The organism is Arcobacter sp. F2176 (assembly GCF_004116465.1).
Classification (GTDB): Bacteria; Campylobacterota; Campylobacteria; order Campylobacterales; family Arcobacteraceae; genus Arcobacter; species Arcobacter siniprincipis.
Window position 1 is genome coordinate 43,783 of the sequence record NZ_PDJV01000015.1, and the last position, 16,057, is coordinate 59,839.

Sequence of the window (16,057 nt, forward strand, 5' to 3'; positions counted from 1 at the left end):
AGTATGTCAGCAAATACATATGAATCTCTAAATGCAAAAGTAGGTAGACGGTCATTTATGAAAATGGCTGCAGTTGCTACTGCATTTGGAGTGACATCATCTTTTGCAAGTACTACAGCTACAAGAAAAGCAACTGAAGAAGAGATTAAAAATCCTTTTCCAGGTTCAAAAATGGTTAAATCCGTTTGTACTGCTTGTTCTGTAGGTTGTGGTGTTATAGCAGAAGTTCAAAATGGTGTGTGGGTAAGACAAGAAGTCGCTCAAGATCACCCTGTATCACTTGGAGGGCACTGTTGTAAAGGTGCAGATATGATTGATATGGTTAGATCAGAAGTTAGACTTAAACATCCAATGGTGAAAAAAGATGGTCAATGGAAAAGAATCACTTGGGATGAGGCTTTAGACGGTATTGCTTCAAAACTTGAAGATTTAAGAAAAAAAGATGGACCAGATTCAACAATGTTTTTAGGTTCAGCAAAATTCAATAATGAGCAAGCTTATTATTACAGAAAATTTGCTGCAATGTTTGGAACTAATAATATAGATCACCAAGCTAGAATTTGACATAGCTCAACAGTTGCCGGTGTGGCAAATACATGGGGTTATGGTGCTATGACAAATTCTTTAGGAGATATTCAAAACGCAAAAGCGATTATAATTTTTGGAGCGAATCCTGCGGTTAACCACCCAGTTGGATTTCAACATTTTTTAAAAGCAAAAGAGAGAAATAACGCAAAAATTATTGTAATAGATCCTAGATTTACTAAAACTGCTGCAAAAGCAGATTTATATGCACAAATTAGACCAGGAACTGATATTCCATTTATGTATGGAATGTTAAAAATTATTTTCGAAAATGGTTGGCATGACAAAAACTTTATTAATGATAGAGTTTATGGTATGGATGAAATCATGAAAGAAGCTAAGAATTGGCCTATTGAAAGAGTTGCAGATGTTACAGGTGTAAAAGCAGATTTAATTGTACAAATTACAAAATTATATGCAAAAAGTACGCCAGGAACATTAATTTGGGCTATGGGTTTAACTCAACACTCAAATGGAACATCAAATACAAGAATGGCTCCAATCTTACAACTTGCTCTTGGAAACATGGGTCTAGAAGGTGGTGGAACAAACATCTTAAGAGGTCATGATAATGTTCAAGGTGCGACTGACTTTGGTTGTTTAGCTGATTCATTACCAGGATATTATGGTTTATCTGAAGGTTCATGGAAATATTTTGCTAATGCTTGGGGTGTAGATTTTGATTGGCTACAAGGTCGATTTAAAGATGCTTCTTGGATGGGTAAAAAAGGTTTCTCATTAGCTAGATGGTGGGCTGGTGTTTTAGGTGAAAATCCAGGTGAAGATGCAATTCATAATGCAGGTACAAGATTAAAAGCTTTAGTTGTTATGGGTAATGGTATTACATCAACAGCTCAAACAAAAAAAGTAAAAGAAGCAATTGATAATTTGGAAATTGCAGTGTTCTGTGATCCTTTTGTAAATGAAGGTGCTATTATAACTGATAAACAAAATGATGTTTATATTTTACCAGCAACTACTCAATTTGAGACTTCAGGTTCATTAACTGCTACAAATAGATCAGCTCAATGGAGAGACAAAGTTGTTGAACCAATGTATGAGTGTAAAGCAGATCAAGATATTTTATTTGAACTTGCAAAAAGATTTGGATTCTATGATCAATTTGTTGCTGGAATGGGAAAAGGTAAAGACTTTACTTGGCCTGAAGATGCAACTAATGAGATAGCAAGAACAATTAAAACTATTGGATTAACTGGTTGGACTGCTGATAGATTGAAAAAACATCAAAAAAATTGGCACATGTTTGATCAAGTTACAGGTAGAGGTTATGGAGAAATGACTGGTGAGTACTATGGTTTACCATGGCCTTGTTGGACAACATCACATTCTGGAAGTCCTGTTTTATATAATATAAACAGATCTGTAAAAGAAGGTGGTATGGGATTCAGAAATAGATTTGGATTAGAACATGATGGTGTAGATTTACTTGCAGGTAAAGGAAGTGCACCTAAAGATTCAAATAATAAAGATGGTTACCCAGAAATTACAAAAGATAATATTGAAGAAGTATTAAAAATCAAGTTAACAGCTGAAGAGAAATCTAAAATTGGTAAAAACTGGAAAGTTGATACATCAAATATTATTGCGGAAAAATGTATGGAAGCTGGAATTGCTCCTTATGGAAATGCTAAAGCGAGAGCTAAAGTTTGGGGATGGGCAGATGAAATTCCTAAACATAGAGAACCATTACATTCACCAAGAACAGATTTAACAAAAGAATATCCAAGTTTTGCAGATAAACCAAATCACTGGAGAGTTGATACAAGATATATTTCTGAGCAAAGTAAGCAAGATTGGGCGAAAGATTTCCCAATTAACTTAATTACAGGAAGACTTGTTAACTTAAATGGTGCAGGTATGGAAAATAGAGCAAGTAAATATCTTGCTAAATTAAGTCCAGAGATGTTCTGTGATATTAATCCAGATTTAGCTGGTAGATATGGTATTAGAGATGGTTCAATGATGTGGATTCATTCACCTCAAGGAACTAAGATTAAAATAAAAGCTCACTATTCTTATTCAGTTAGTCCTGATAGAGTATTTATTCCTATACACTTTGCTGGTGTTATGGAAGGTGAAAGTTTATTACATAAATATCCTGATGGAACTGCACCTTATGCAATTGGGGAAAGTGGAAATACTGTTTCTAACTACGGTTATGACATTGTTACACAAATTCCTGAAACAAAAGGTGGATTATGTCAGATAGAACAAGCGTAGGAGAAGTAACATGAGTAGTAATAATGTAGATTTTTCAAGAATGAAATTTTACTGCGATGAACACAGATGTATTCATTGTGATGGTTGCTCTGTTGCTTGTGCCGAAGCGCATGAGTTACCAGTTGAGATTTCTAGAAGAAAAGTAATAACAGTTAATGAAGGTAAGCAAGGTTTAGAATTTTCTTTATCTATTGCTTGTATGCACTGTACAGATGCACCTTGTGAACAAGTTTGTCCTGTAGATTGTTTCTATATTAGAGAAGATGGAATCGTTTTACATGATAAAGATAAATGTATCGGTTGTTCATATTGTCTATATGCATGTCCTTTTGGAGCACCACAATTCCCTAAAGATGGGGCATTTGGTACAAAAGGTGTAATGGACAAATGTACTATGTGTGCTGGTGGTCCTGATGAAACTAATAGTGAACACGAAAGAGAACTTTACGGTCAAAATAGAATTTCTGAAGGTAAAGTTCCTGTATGTGCAGCGATGTGTTCTACAAAAGCATTATTAGTTGGTGATTCAGAATCTATCGCAGACATTTATAGAGAAAGAGTAATATCATTTGGTCATGGAGTACAGTCTATGCCTTATGGTTGGGATAAAGCGTATGGAAAATAAAAGTTTTCTAAGTGAATATAAAGCCTATTTAGGAATAGGCTTATTATTCATCCTTTTAACATATTGGTATTTTTGGTTAGCAACGATAGCGGATATAAATTATGTATATCAGTTTTTATTACAAATGGCACAAGGTAATTTTACAGGACAAGTTGTTCCTTTTGAGAGTTTAACTCATTATCAACAAATGGAAGTAGGATTATTTGGACCAAAGTATGACGCCATAGCACCAGAAGTTATAAGAGCATTTGAAGAGAGACAACATCTACTACCTATAGTTTTTACAGTAGAGTTTTTTCTATTTCTTACGATGTTCATTGTAGCAAAAGGCAGAAAACAAGCAAAAATTACAAGAGAAAATGAAAAAATACAAGTTTATTCGATTTTTCAAAGAATTGTAATTCTTTTAAATATTTTATTTATGATTTATCTATTTATCACTGGGTTTTCAATTACATTTGGAAACTGGACAGGTGGTGGATATATCGCAAGAATGATGAGAGCAACTCATGAGGTAATAGGACTTGGGTGGATTCCAATATGGCTTTGTATGACAATAATAGCCTTTAAGGACCACAAATATTTTATTAGACCTAGTGGAAAAATTTGGAATAAGATTTTCTTAAGAGGAAAATATAAGCATATGGATAGAATCAATTATTACATGTTTGTAGCATTTGGTTCAATATTGGTTGTAAGTGGTTTTATCATTTGGTATTTATTTCCAGATGCTTCAACTTATGCACAAACAATACAAGTAAAAAGATTTATTCTTTTTTTCCATTTTATGGGAAGTGCAATTATTTCATTTTTTACATTTGAGACCATTTACTCTTATTTTGTATCTGTAAAAGGATACATTCCTGGTGTTATTACTGGTAAGTTACCAGTTGAATACCTAGAACAGTTAAGACCCGATGTTTTATTGGAAGATAAAACATTAAAAATAGAAGGTAAATAAGCTTAATAGCTTGTTTACTTATATTAAATTTATATTATTATAGTTTGAAGACAAAATATTATTATGCTATTTAATTTATTTGAATTAATAAGTTGATAAGATTTTTTTTATGACTAAAGTTTTATTGAATTTTTGAGGAGAGATTCATGAAAAAAAGTTTGTTGACATTTTTTATTTTACTATTTGCAACTTATGCAAATGCAGATAGTGCAATTTATGGGAAAGATTTATTAATTAATATAATAAATCAAGGAAAAGAAGGAAATTTAGACTTAGCAATGATTTTTACAATTTTGCAGGCTAAGTATTTTTCTGTTATATTTTTAGCTATTTCTTTTGGTGTTCCTGTTGTATTTTTTATTCATTATACAATAATTGGACCTATGATATTTTCACATGATAGAAAGAAAATTTTTATTTTCACTCTCTTTCATAGAACAATACATTGGTTAGCAGGAATATCATTTTTAGTGCTAATACCAACTGGTTTGGTAATGGTATTTGGAAGTTTCTTCCATGGTGGAGAATTTGTTAGAGTTTGTAAAGAGTTACATGCTGTTTCAACAATTGTTTTTGCAATTGCAGTTGTTCCAATGCTTATAATGTGGTTCAAAGAAATGTTACCTATTGCAGCAGATATACAATGGATTAAGATATTAGGTGGATACCTAAATAAAAGAAAAGACCCTATTCCTGCAGGAAAATTTAATGCAGGACAAAAAATGTGGTTTTGGACTTGTACAGCTGGTGGTATTTTAATGATTATCACAGGTGCAATAATGTATTTTCAAGATTTTCATATTGCAGTACTAAGATCATGGGGAATTATGCAAATTGATGTATTGAGAGTTAGCGTAATACTTCACAATGTAATGGGAATGTTAATGGTAGCTTTATTCTTTACACATGTTTACATGTCAGTATTTGCAATAAAAGGTGCTATTCATAGCATGTTTACAGGATATAAAGAAGAAGAAGAAGTAGAAATACTTCATAGTATTTTTTATAAAAAATTAAAAAAATAAAGTATAATATTCAAAGCTAGTGAATAACAGCATTCACTAGTTTTGATAATTTAAAATATGCATATTTCGCATATTAAGGAAAAGATATGGATGACAACACAAAATATTTAAAAACAGTAATAATTGACAAACTTATAGAAAATGAAGCTCATGAATTCGAAGATGTGACTATAGAAGAAGCACGTCTCAATCTATTTTTAAATGGAGAAAAAGCCATATCAATGATGACTATACCAAAAGATCAAGATGCTCATGCAATTGGTTTTTTGATGAGTGAAAATGTTATATCAAGTATAGATGATATTGAGGTTTTAGAAGTAAGTAAAGATGGCTTAAGAGTTGACATAAAAGCTAAAATTGACCAAAATTCTTTACAAAACTTATATAAAGAAAAAACATTGGTTAGTGGCTGTGGTGGTGGAGTCACTGGCAATATTGAAGGCAGTTTAGAAATACCCTTTAATCAAACTGCTTTTAAAATAAAACCTGAAACTATTTATACAGAAGTTAAAAAGTTTTATCAAGAGAGTGAACTTTATAATTTAACAGGATGTGTACACAAAGCTATGATTTATTTGCTTGAAGGATCAACTATTACAGCAGAAGATATTGGAAGACATAATGCAATTGATAAAGTTATGGGGAAATGTAAACTTCAAAAACTAGATACAACAAAGTCTATACTTTTTGTATCAGGAAGATTAAGTTCAGAAATGGTTACAAAAGCTGTTATGCATAAAATCCCAATTATAGTTTCAAGAACAGCCCCAACTTATCTTGGAGTTCAAACAGCTCATAAACATGGACTTACATTAATTGGTTTTGCTAGAGGTAAAAAGATGAATTTATATACTCATAGTGGGAGAATAGATGTCTAGTATAGATGATAAAGTAAATATACAACTTGATGATACTCAAAAAGAGTTTCTATATACAAACTTAGATGAAGAGGGGAAACTCTCTTGTCTAAAAGCTTTTAAAGTGGCAAGAAAAATAGGAAGAAAACCAATGGAGATGTCTGCTATTACAAAAAGCTTAGGTATAAAAATTACAAATTGTGAGCTTGGAGTTTTTGGAAAGCTAAAATTTAAAGATCCAAATATAAATGTATACAACAGAATCAAACAAAACTATATGGGACATAAAACTTTAGAGTGCAAAGTTTTATGGGATGAAGCACAAAAATCTACACTTAAAACAGTAGGTTCTACTGTAAAAAATTCTGATATTGAAGTTACACATTGTCAACTTGGATGCTTTAGAGAAAAGAAAGGTTTAAAAAATGAACATAAAAGTTAAAGTTTGGATTGAGGATGATAATAAAAACCTTATTTTTGGAAGTGGGAAAACTGAAATTTTAGAATACATTGACTTAACAGGTTCTATTTCAAAAACTGCACAAAAAGTAGGTATGAATTACAAAAAAGCATGGAGTCACATAAAAATCTTAGAGAATTATATAGAAGATGATTTAGTTATTACACAAAAAGGTAGAGGGGAAGGTAGTGGTACTAAACTAACCCCAAAAGCTAAAGAATTAGTAAACTTGTATAAAACTCTTGATGAAGATATAAAAGAGTTTGCTCAAAAAAGATTTAATGAACTCTTTATTCTAAAAGAGGATAAAATTATTAGCACAAAGGAAAATACAAATGCATAAACTAAATATTTTGCAATATAATAATATGCAAAATTTCCATATTAGAGATGAATTAAAATTGAATATTCTAAGTGATAATATTGAATACTTAAATTTAGAGAAAGAATTTTTAGGAAAATATAATTTTTCTAGATTAAATACTTTTTCTTTTTGTAAAGCTGGATTTTTAGACCTATTAATTCAATTAAATAAAAAAGGTAAAATAGCTATTTCTGTTGGTGAAACACAAAGTTTAGTAGAAGCTGGAAAAGAGTTTGAAGAATTAGGGTTTAAATTAACTTGGATAAATTTACAAAAAGATGGCACATTAAATATAAAAGATATTTCAAATATAAAGATTGATTTTGCTTTTATATCTTCCTATGTAATGGATACTTTTGTCAAAATAAACCTTGAAGAAATAAAAAGTTTATCCAAAGCAAAAATAATCTCAAATGCAAGTGCAGCTATTGATAGAACTAGTGATGCTATATATTTTGATTGTTATAAACTTACTGGCTTTTCATTTGATGGAGTAATACTTTTTGATGATGAATTATTTGATGAAAAATCAATAGGTTTTACAAATCCAATAGCAGTTGATTTAATATATGAAGCTTTAAAAAATCAAATTTTTGAGGAAACATCAAAAAAACTATTTGAAGAAAATCTAAAAGAAGTTTTAAAAGATGATATCTACTTTTTTGTAGATAATAAACTGACTCTACCCTACTCTTTGCATTTTGCACTTAAAGGAATAAAAGCAAGAGAATTAATAAGAACCTTAGCCTTAGATAATATACATATTACAAATGGTGAAGGCTGTTCTTTAGGTCTTTCAAAACCTTCACAAATCATCCAAGCTATGGGATATGATGAAACAACTAGCCGAAACTCTATTTCATTTAGTTTTGATAGAAAATATACTAAAGAAGAAGTTGAAATAATAGTTAAAAAACTAGCAAAAAAATATAGACAAATAAAAGTTTTAAATGAAGGAAAATAGATGAATCAAAAATTAAACTTTTTAGACTTTGAAGAAGCTTTTTCAAAAAGCTTAGAATTGGTAAATAAAATTTCTAAAGTGGAGATAGTACCTCTTTCATCTTCTTTAGGAAGAATAATATCAAAAGATATTATTTGTAGAAAGAACCTTCCCTCTTTTGACAACTCTGCTATGGATGGCTTTGCTATAAAGTTTGCTGATGCAGGCAAAACATTAAAAATCAACAAAGTGATTTTTGCAGGTGATAAAAATGAAAAAGTAAAAGAGTCATTAAAAGATAATGAATGTTATAAAATCATGACAGGAGCAAAAGTTCCAAGTGATGCTGATACTATTATTCCAATAGAAAATTGTACTAATGTAACAAAAGAGAGTGTTACCGTTCCTCAAGATATAAAAAAAGGCTCAAACCTACGATTAAAAGGAGAAGAACAAAAAGAAGGAAATATTCTTTTTTCTAAAGGTGAAGAGATAAATTCATCTCATGTTACTCTTTTAGCTTCTCAAGGTATTGTTATGGTTGAAGTTTATAGGAAAATATCTATCGCCATTGTTTCAACAGGAAATGAGATAAAAGAACCTTGGGAAAATGCAGATGAAGAAGAGATATATAACTGTAACTCTTTTGCTTTAATTTCTCAACTAAAAGAAAAAGGATTTGATGCCACTTATTGTGGTGTAGTTCCTGACAACTTAGAAAAATCAAAAGAATATATCAGTAATCTAAAAAGCTATGATGTAATAATTACAACAGGCGGTATTTCAATGGGGGATGCTGATTTTGTAGGAGAGGCATTCTTACAAAATGGTTTAGAAACAGCTTTTCATGGTGTAAATATAAAACCAGGTAGACCTATTATGATGGGAAAAATGGATAAAACAGTAGTGATTTGTTTGCCAGGTAATCCACTTACAGCAATGGTAAATATATATTTATTTGTAATTCCTATGTTAAAAAAACTACAAGGAGCAAATGAATACTACCATGATATATCAAAAGCTGAAAATAAAACAGAATTTAAAACTAAAAAAGGGAGGGTAAATATAGTATTAGGAACGATTAAAAATGCGAAGTTTTATGTGACAAGAAACAACAAATATGGATCAGGAATGATTACAGCACTTTATGAGAGTAACACAATTTTAGTTACTAATGATTCCACATCATTAATAAGTGAAAATCAAGAGATTAAAGTAATAGAATTCAATAAAAAATTACAAAATACACAAATTAATATATTTAACTAAAAAGGAAACAATATGATTAAAAAAACATTATTTACACTAGGATTAAGCGCGATTATAGCATCTTCATTATTTGCAAAAGATTCACTTATGATGGCTACAACAACAAGTACAGATAATACAGGACTTTTAGATTATTTAGCTCCAAAATTTGCTAAAGACACAGGTACAACACTAAAATGGGTTGCAACAGGAACTGGTAAAGCACTTAAAATGGGAAGCAACTGCGATGTTGATGTATTATTTGTACATGCACCTGCTAGTGAGAAAAAATTTGTAGCTACTGGGTATGGAATTAATAGAAAACAAGTTATGTACAATGACTTTGTAATTATTGGACCAAAATCTGATCCAGCACAAGTATCAGGTATGGATCCTGCTAATGCACTTAATGTTATAAAAACAAAAGAAGCAAAATTCTTTTCAAGAGGAGACAACTCAGGTACAAATAAAAAAGAGTTATCTTTATGGAAAAATGCAAATGTTGATGCAAAAGCTGAATCAAATTGGTATGTACAAACAGGTCAAGGTATGTTAAGAACTATCAATATGGCTGCTGAAAAAAATGGATATACAATGACAGATAGAGGAACTTGGATTAAATATATGTCACAAACAGGTGATAAAAATACAATGAAAGTTGTAGTTGAAGGTAATAAAACTTTATTTAACCAATACTCAGTTATAACAATCAACAAAGAAAAATGTCCAAATGTTAAACCAGAACTTGCAACAGAATTCACAAGTTGGGTAACTAAACCTGAAACTCAAAAAGTAATCGCTGATTTTAGATTATTAGGACAAGCACTGTTTATTCCTAATGCAGATAAATAAATTAAAGTAAGGGTTAAAAAGTAGAATGAATCTATTCCGTGATGGTTTCAAAGAGGCAGTAGAGTTACTAGTAGCAGGAAACGAAAGTGTTTACTCTGCTATTAGTACAACAATAACTGTATCATCTTGGTCTTTATTTATTAGTTTACTAATAGGCTTACCTTTGGGCTTTGCCCTTGGGTATTACAACTTTTTTGGAAAAGCAGTTATTAGAACTATAGTGGATACCCTTTTGGCATTACCAACTGTTGTAATTGGATTAGTTGCATATACAATGCTTTCTCGTGTTGGTCCATTTGGGGAATATGGTCTTCTTTTTTCACAAAAAGCCATAATAATTGGTCAAATAGTTCTTGGTTTGCCTATTATTATAGCTTTAACTGCAACACAAGTCGAAGCAGTAGATAAAAGACTTTATACCTCTCTTAAAGGACTTGGTGCAAACTCTTTTCAAATATTAACTGCAACACTTGTTGAAGCAAGATTTGGAATTATGACAGCAGCAATGACAGCTTATGGAAGAATTATTACAGAAATAGGTATTTCTATGATGGTTGGTGGTAATATCAAATACCACACTAGAACAGTAACAACTGCAATTGCTTTAGAAACGGGTAAAGGTGAGTTTGTAACAGGTATTGCACTTGGATTAGTTCTATTTGCAGTTGCATTAATTGTAAATATAGCACTATCTCAATTGAAAAGGAAATGGACTCAATGAGACACTTATATGAACTTCAAAATATTGAGCAATATTATGAAAATAAAAAAGTACTTTACATTGAGAATCTAAAACTAAATGATAATCAAATAATAGGATTCTTTGGACCAAATGGAAGTGGAAAGTCTACACTATTTTCTCTTTTATCTTTTATTGATAAGCCAAGTAGTGGAAATATCTTTTTTAATGGTATTATAAATAACAAGATTGATGTGGAAACCAAAAAAGATATTGTAATGGTACCTCAAAATCCATACCTTTTAAAAAGAACTGTTTTTGAAAATGTCGCTTATGGACTAAGACTTAGAGACCAAACAGAAAATTTAGAAAAAAAGGTAAATGAAGCTTTATCTTTAGTTGGACTTGAAAGTTCGTTTAGTACACGAAAGTGGAGTCAATTATCAGGGGGAGAAGCACAAAGAGTTGCTTTAGCTGCAAGACTTATATTAAAGCCAAAAGTTTTGATACTTGATGAACCAACCTCAGGAGTAGACACAAATTCAGCACAACTTATAAAAGAAGCAATATTATCAGCAAAACAAAAATGGCATACAACTATCTTAATCTCAAGTCATGACAACCATTGGTTAAATAATATTTGTGATAAAAAAATAGCTCTTTTTCAGGGAAATGTAGTGGAAAGTGGTAGTGTTAATCTTCTTTTTTCACCTTGGGAAAAAGATGAAGATTTAAATCTAGTGAAAAATTTTAGTGATGGACAAAAGTTAACTATTAAAAATTCATTTGATAAAAAAAGAGATTCTGTTGTAATGATAAATTCTGATTACATAAAAATATGTAGAACAGATTGTGAACATATGATTACAGATGAAACATTAAAAGGGGTTATTAACTCAATACATCAACAAGAAGATGGAGATTTACTTTTAATTGAGTTTTTTATTGCAAGTATTCCTTTTAATTGTAAAATTTCTAGAAAAGATATGGAAACACAAAGATTATTGCCAGGGGATAAGATTTATATAAATATCTCTACTGAAAATATTTGTTGGATTTAATATATAACTATGTATAATTATAAAAAATAGTTTACCAAAAGGAAAAAAATGTTTATAAAGTTAAATGAAAGAGTACATTTAAATCTAGATAAGATCACTAGAACTAAGATTGATCATGTTGAAGATGGAATTAGAGTTAGATTTTATGAGGGACAAGACCAAGTTGCAAAATCTAAAAGATTTGAAAATATAGAAGATGCTACAAAGTGGCTTGAAGACTTACTATATTCAGCTAAATAGTATGATAAAGAGCCCTCTTAAAAGGTCTCTTTTATCTCTTTTTATTTAATCTAATCTTTTGATAAAGATATTAAACCATCAGCTAAATTAACTTTCCAAGCATAGTAATCATGCCCATTTTGGAACTCTTTATATATAAAATCATAACCTTTTGATTCAAGTACTGTTCTTAAGTGTCTATTACTTTCTAAAATATCTATTGAAAAATATCCTGTCTCATAAACACCAGCATTTAAATAAAATCTGATATCTTTCTTTTTACTTTTAGCAATTTGTCGTGTTAACCATTCTGGTTCAGGGTCATTGTTAGAATCTTTCCAAAAAGAACCTGACTGACTTAAAACATTTCCAAAATATTGGGGATAAGTATAAGCAACAAAAGCAGAAGCTAAACCACCATAACTAGAACCTGTCAAAGTTGTATCTTTTGCTTTAAATTTCATATTTGTTTTTGCTTCAACAAAAGGTAGTAATTCTTTTGCCATAAAATCTGCAAACTTTTTATTTGAAGGCAATTCTTCTGCTCTTGAGTTTCTCGTTGGATTATCAATAAAAACAGCAATTGTTGGCTTGATTTTATTTTTATAGATTAAATTATCAAGAATAGTAGGTGTATCAACTTTTACTTGATATTCAACTCCATCAAATACAAAAAGAAGTTTATAATCTTTTTTTGAATCAAAGTTTGAAGGTTTATAAATAGTAATATTTCTAGTATTATTTAATATTTTACTTTTTATTTTATAATTATTTAATGAACCTTTCAAACTATTTGATTTTACTCCCCAGTCTTTATATTCTTTATTCTTTATTTCAAAAGTTGAATTAGTCATATACTTATCTAAGTTCAAATCTTTTGACATCTTATAAGGGTGCTTATTTAGAGGATCCATTTGAGATGTTGCTAAAATAGCCATTCTATTTTCTCTACTATTTCCATCAAGAACAGGTACATCAGGGGCAATTTGATATGACATTCTAATGCCATTTTTAACTACAAAACTTTTAAACCAAATATCACTATTTCCTAATCTATCAAAATATACATGGTCATGTGTTGGTCCACCAAATAATCTTACATTGTGTTTTGCACCTTGATATAAAAATGTTAAGATAGACTCATTTTCATTTATTGGTTCCACTAATGGTGTTCCTAATTTTTTAACTTGTTCCCAAAACTTTTTTGTATCTTTATTTGTTAAAAGATTCTTTTTTTCTTTTTTGATTATTTCACTTATTATTTCTACTTTTTTATTCTCTTTGAATTTTACAGGTAGAACTTTATTTATGCTTAATTTAAAAGTATTATCTTTTGACTTATTTTTTAAATTTATATAATATTTTCCAGACTCATTTGTCACAAATATTAATCTATTTTGAAGTTTATTTGGTTGATCTAATCTTCGTACAAAATGTTTATTATTATCCAATAATTCAACCCTATCAACTTTAGTAGTTAAGGTAAAACTACCTGTTACATATGAATCTTTTTTTAAATCCAAAGGAAATAAAACTTCTTTATTTGCTTTTATTTTCTCTTCTAAAACAATAGGTTTTGATAGTGCAAATAATGATGAACTAAGAAATACAATGCAAATCAAAGAGAAGATAAAACTTCTTTTTATTTTTCTAGAATCTATATTCAAGTGACACTCCATAACTTCTTGGTGCTCCATACATTGTATATCCACCTTTCATTAAAGAAGAAAAATATCTTTCATCAGTTACATTATTTACATTAAAAGATATATTTGTATTTTTATTGATTTTGTAACTTGACATTAGATTATAAATTGTATAACTTTTTTGTGATACATCTTCATATTTTCTATCATGCGCTTTACTTTTCCAATTTGCTGATATACCAACTTTTAAACCTGCAATTTCTTTAGGAGAATAAGTAAGCGAAGCATTTAACATTCTTCGTGGAATATATCTTGTAACATCTTTTTTGTTAGCATCTTTAATAGAAAGGTTTGTATAACCAATAGAAGTGTTTATAGTATCATTAATATCACCAGAAACTTCTATTTCAAATCCTTTGCTTGTAACTCCATCTATGGCTTTATAATAACTATCACCATTAGCTCGTTTACCAGCTTCTTCTGCAACATTTTCTTTTTCTGTTTTAAATAAAGCAAAAGAACTATTTAATGCTCCATCAAAAAATGAAGATTTAAATCCAACTTCATAATTAATACCCTCTTCTGCATCTAATTGTGTTCCACCTTCATCACTATTATTTTGAGGATTATATGTTGTTGTATAACTTACATAAGTAGATATATCATCTGTTATTTTATAAACTAAAGAAAGATAAGGAGTTAAAACTGAAGTGTCTTTTTTACTATATGCTCCATTCCACGCCATTCCTTCTTCTTCAAAATTTGCTATTTTACTACCAACTAATAAACTAAAATTATCAACTATATGAAAATTTGTAGCTGCTGTAAAAGATAACTCTTTTTGTGTATAATCTGTATTTTCAACTGTTGAAGGGTCATAATTTCTAGGAGGCGTTGAACCATCCCATGTACTTAAATTTATAGGATATTTTGTTACTTCTCTTAATCCTTTCCCTTTATATTTTTGTTTAGTATAATTTGTATTTAAAACAATTTCATGCTCTCTGTCAAATAAAGAATATGCTCCATTTAAAGTAAAATCTAATGAATTTGTTTTGTATTCATCATCAGCATATATATTAGCCCAAACTTTACCTGGATCTAAATTTGCCACATCATTATCTTGTTCATTTTTATTATAAGAATAAGTTGATTTTAGCTTCCATTTATCTGATAATATAGACTCTAATTCTAAAAAAGCATTAGTTGTAGTAGTATTTCGATATGACCAATCTGAACTTGGATTTACAGATATGTCATATTTCTTTTCTTGTAATTCACGACTATCAAATCCTCCATGTTGAGAACCATTGTTTTTATCTTCAACTCTTGTTAATCCAAATGTCAAGGTATTATTGTCATTAATATCTCCATCAATCATTGTTGATAATACTGTTGCTTTAGTATCTCTTCTATCCAAATATGAATCTGCTTTTTCATAAGCTGCTAAGACTCTTGCTCTTACAGTTTTTGATTCATTTAAAGCCCCTGAAATATCACCTTCTATTCTTCTTTTGTTCCAAGAGCCACCTGATAATTTTGTACTTGCTTGAAATTCTTTTGTAGGTCTTTTTCTAACCATATTAATAGTAGCAGAAGGATCTCCATGATTACTTGTAAGTCCAGTTGCTCCCCTTGTAACTTCAATATGATCATAAAGAAACATATCCATATCACCATAAATATAGCCATTATTGCTAGAACCTACTCCATCTACTAAAAAATTAGTAATATTAAAACCTCTTGATGTATATCTTGTTCTATCACTTTCTAACTGTTCTACTTCTATTCCTGTAGTATTATTTAATACTTCATTTATTGTATTTAAATCAAAATCTCTCATTTGCTGTTGCGTTATAACAGATACACTTTGAGGAGTATCCAAGATTGAAAGATTCATTTTTGTTGCAGAAGACATTGAACCTATAGTATATGAATTACTATGCTCTGTTACATCATCACTATTTGATACAACATCAACTGAACCCAATGAGGTACTGTCTTCATTTATTTTGTCACTTGCAAGCAAAGTATTACTTAATGCAATTATTGTTGCAAATGATAGTAACGATTTTTTAGAAAAAATCATTTAATCTCCTTTTAAATTGATACTGAGTATCATAACCAATAGAAATGACAATGAAATAACTTTAGGAAGAAAATTGACAAAAATTCCAAATTTAACACAAAAAGATATAAATATTTTAATTGTAGAGGATGAAACACTTTTAGCAATGGGTATGAAGTGAGTATTAAATGAAATTAATTACAATGTAACAGGAATAGAAACA

16 protein-coding genes are annotated in these 16,057 nt (G+C 29.7%); 14 read left to right on the forward strand and 2 right to left on the reverse strand.

Annotated elements, in window-relative coordinates; genetic code table 11:
- Positions 1 to 3: 3 nt before the first annotated feature.
- The 13 genes from CRU95_RS12655 (at position 4) to CRU95_RS12715 (ending at position 12,141) form a co-directional block, all read left to right on the forward strand.
- Complete coding sequence (locus tag CRU95_RS12655; RefSeq protein WP_258238714.1) at positions 4 to 2,826, forward strand: formate dehydrogenase subunit alpha; 2,823 nt, start codon at positions 4 to 6, stop codon at positions 2,824 to 2,826.
- 10 nt (positions 2,827 to 2,836) lie between these two features.
- The gene (gene fdh3B / locus CRU95_RS12660; protein ID WP_129101480.1) at positions 2,837 to 3,451 is read left to right on the forward strand and encodes a formate dehydrogenase FDH3 subunit beta; all 615 of its coding nucleotides are present in this window, start codon (positions 2,837 to 2,839) and stop codon (positions 3,449 to 3,451) included.
- Positions 3,441 to 4,412, forward strand: a complete 972-nt coding sequence (locus CRU95_RS12665) for a cytochrome b/b6 domain-containing protein (protein ID WP_258238715.1) — start codon at positions 3,441 to 3,443, stop codon at positions 4,410 to 4,412. Before fdh3B ends, CRU95_RS12665 begins: the two co-directional genes overlap by 11 nt.
- Positions 4,413 to 4,558: 146 nt before the next feature.
- On the forward strand, positions 4,559 to 5,437 hold the full coding sequence (locus CRU95_RS12670) for a formate dehydrogenase subunit gamma (protein ID WP_129101481.1): 879 nt from the start codon (positions 4,559 to 4,561) through the stop codon (positions 5,435 to 5,437).
- Positions 5,438 to 5,523: 86 nt separating this feature from the next.
- The gene (fdhD, locus tag CRU95_RS12675) at positions 5,524 to 6,315 is read left to right on the forward strand and encodes a formate dehydrogenase accessory sulfurtransferase FdhD (protein WP_129101482.1); all 792 of its coding nucleotides are present in this window, start codon (positions 5,524 to 5,526) and stop codon (positions 6,313 to 6,315) included.
- Entirely contained in the window at positions 6,308 to 6,736 is a 429-nt protein-coding gene (locus CRU95_RS12680; protein ID WP_129101483.1) for a ModE family transcriptional regulator, read from the forward strand. Before fdhD ends, CRU95_RS12680 begins: the two co-directional genes overlap by 8 nt.
- A complete protein-coding gene (locus tag CRU95_RS12685) occupies positions 6,720 to 7,097 on the forward strand; it encodes a winged helix-turn-helix domain-containing protein (protein WP_129101484.1) in 378 nt (125 codons plus the stop codon). Before CRU95_RS12680 ends, CRU95_RS12685 begins: the two co-directional genes overlap by 17 nt.
- Positions 7,090 to 8,082, forward strand: a complete 993-nt coding sequence (locus tag CRU95_RS12690) for a cysteine desulfurase (RefSeq protein WP_129101485.1) — start codon at positions 7,090 to 7,092, stop codon at positions 8,080 to 8,082. Before CRU95_RS12685 ends, CRU95_RS12690 begins: the two co-directional genes overlap by 8 nt.
- Positions 8,083 to 9,330, forward strand: a complete 1,248-nt coding sequence (locus tag CRU95_RS12695; RefSeq protein WP_129101486.1) for a molybdopterin molybdotransferase MoeA — start codon at positions 8,083 to 8,085, stop codon at positions 9,328 to 9,330.
- A gap of 12 nt (positions 9,331 to 9,342) precedes the next feature.
- Positions 9,343 to 10,161: a substrate-binding domain-containing protein gene (locus CRU95_RS12700; protein ID WP_129101487.1), complete on the forward strand. Its 819-nt coding sequence runs from the start codon at positions 9,343 to 9,345 to the stop codon at positions 10,159 to 10,161.
- A 25-nt stretch (positions 10,162 to 10,186) separates the two neighbouring features.
- The gene (locus CRU95_RS12705; RefSeq protein ID WP_129101488.1) at positions 10,187 to 10,882 is read left to right on the forward strand and encodes an ABC transporter permease; all 696 of its coding nucleotides are present in this window, start codon (positions 10,187 to 10,189) and stop codon (positions 10,880 to 10,882) included.
- Positions 10,879 to 11,901: an energy-coupling factor ABC transporter ATP-binding protein gene (locus tag CRU95_RS12710; RefSeq protein WP_164969789.1), complete on the forward strand. Its 1,023-nt coding sequence runs from the start codon at positions 10,879 to 10,881 to the stop codon at positions 11,899 to 11,901. Before CRU95_RS12705 ends, CRU95_RS12710 begins: the two co-directional genes overlap by 4 nt.
- A gap of 48 nt (positions 11,902 to 11,949) precedes the next feature.
- Positions 11,950 to 12,141 carry a sodium-dependent tyrosine transporter gene (locus CRU95_RS12715; protein WP_129101490.1) on the forward strand — a complete coding sequence of 64 codons (192 nt, stop codon included), beginning with the start codon at positions 11,950 to 11,952 and terminating at the stop codon, positions 12,139 to 12,141.
- Between the two features lie 50 nt (positions 12,142 to 12,191).
- Here the strand turns inward: CRU95_RS12715 and CRU95_RS12720 are convergent, their stop codons facing one another.
- A complete protein-coding gene (locus CRU95_RS12720; protein WP_129101491.1) occupies positions 12,192 to 13,817 on the reverse strand; it encodes an alpha/beta hydrolase-fold protein in 1,626 nt (541 codons plus the stop codon).
- A complete protein-coding gene (locus tag CRU95_RS12725; RefSeq protein WP_129101492.1) occupies positions 13,771 to 15,855 on the reverse strand; it encodes a TonB-dependent siderophore receptor in 2,085 nt (694 codons plus the stop codon). Before CRU95_RS12725 ends, CRU95_RS12720 begins: the two co-directional genes overlap by 47 nt.
- A gap of 16 nt (positions 15,856 to 15,871) precedes the next feature.
- Between CRU95_RS12725 and CRU95_RS16650 the strand changes: the two genes are divergently transcribed.
- A complete protein-coding gene (locus tag CRU95_RS16650) occupies positions 15,872 to 16,015 on the forward strand; it encodes a hypothetical protein (protein ID WP_164969790.1) in 144 nt (47 codons plus the stop codon).
- Positions 16,016 to 16,057: the final 42 nt, after the last annotated feature.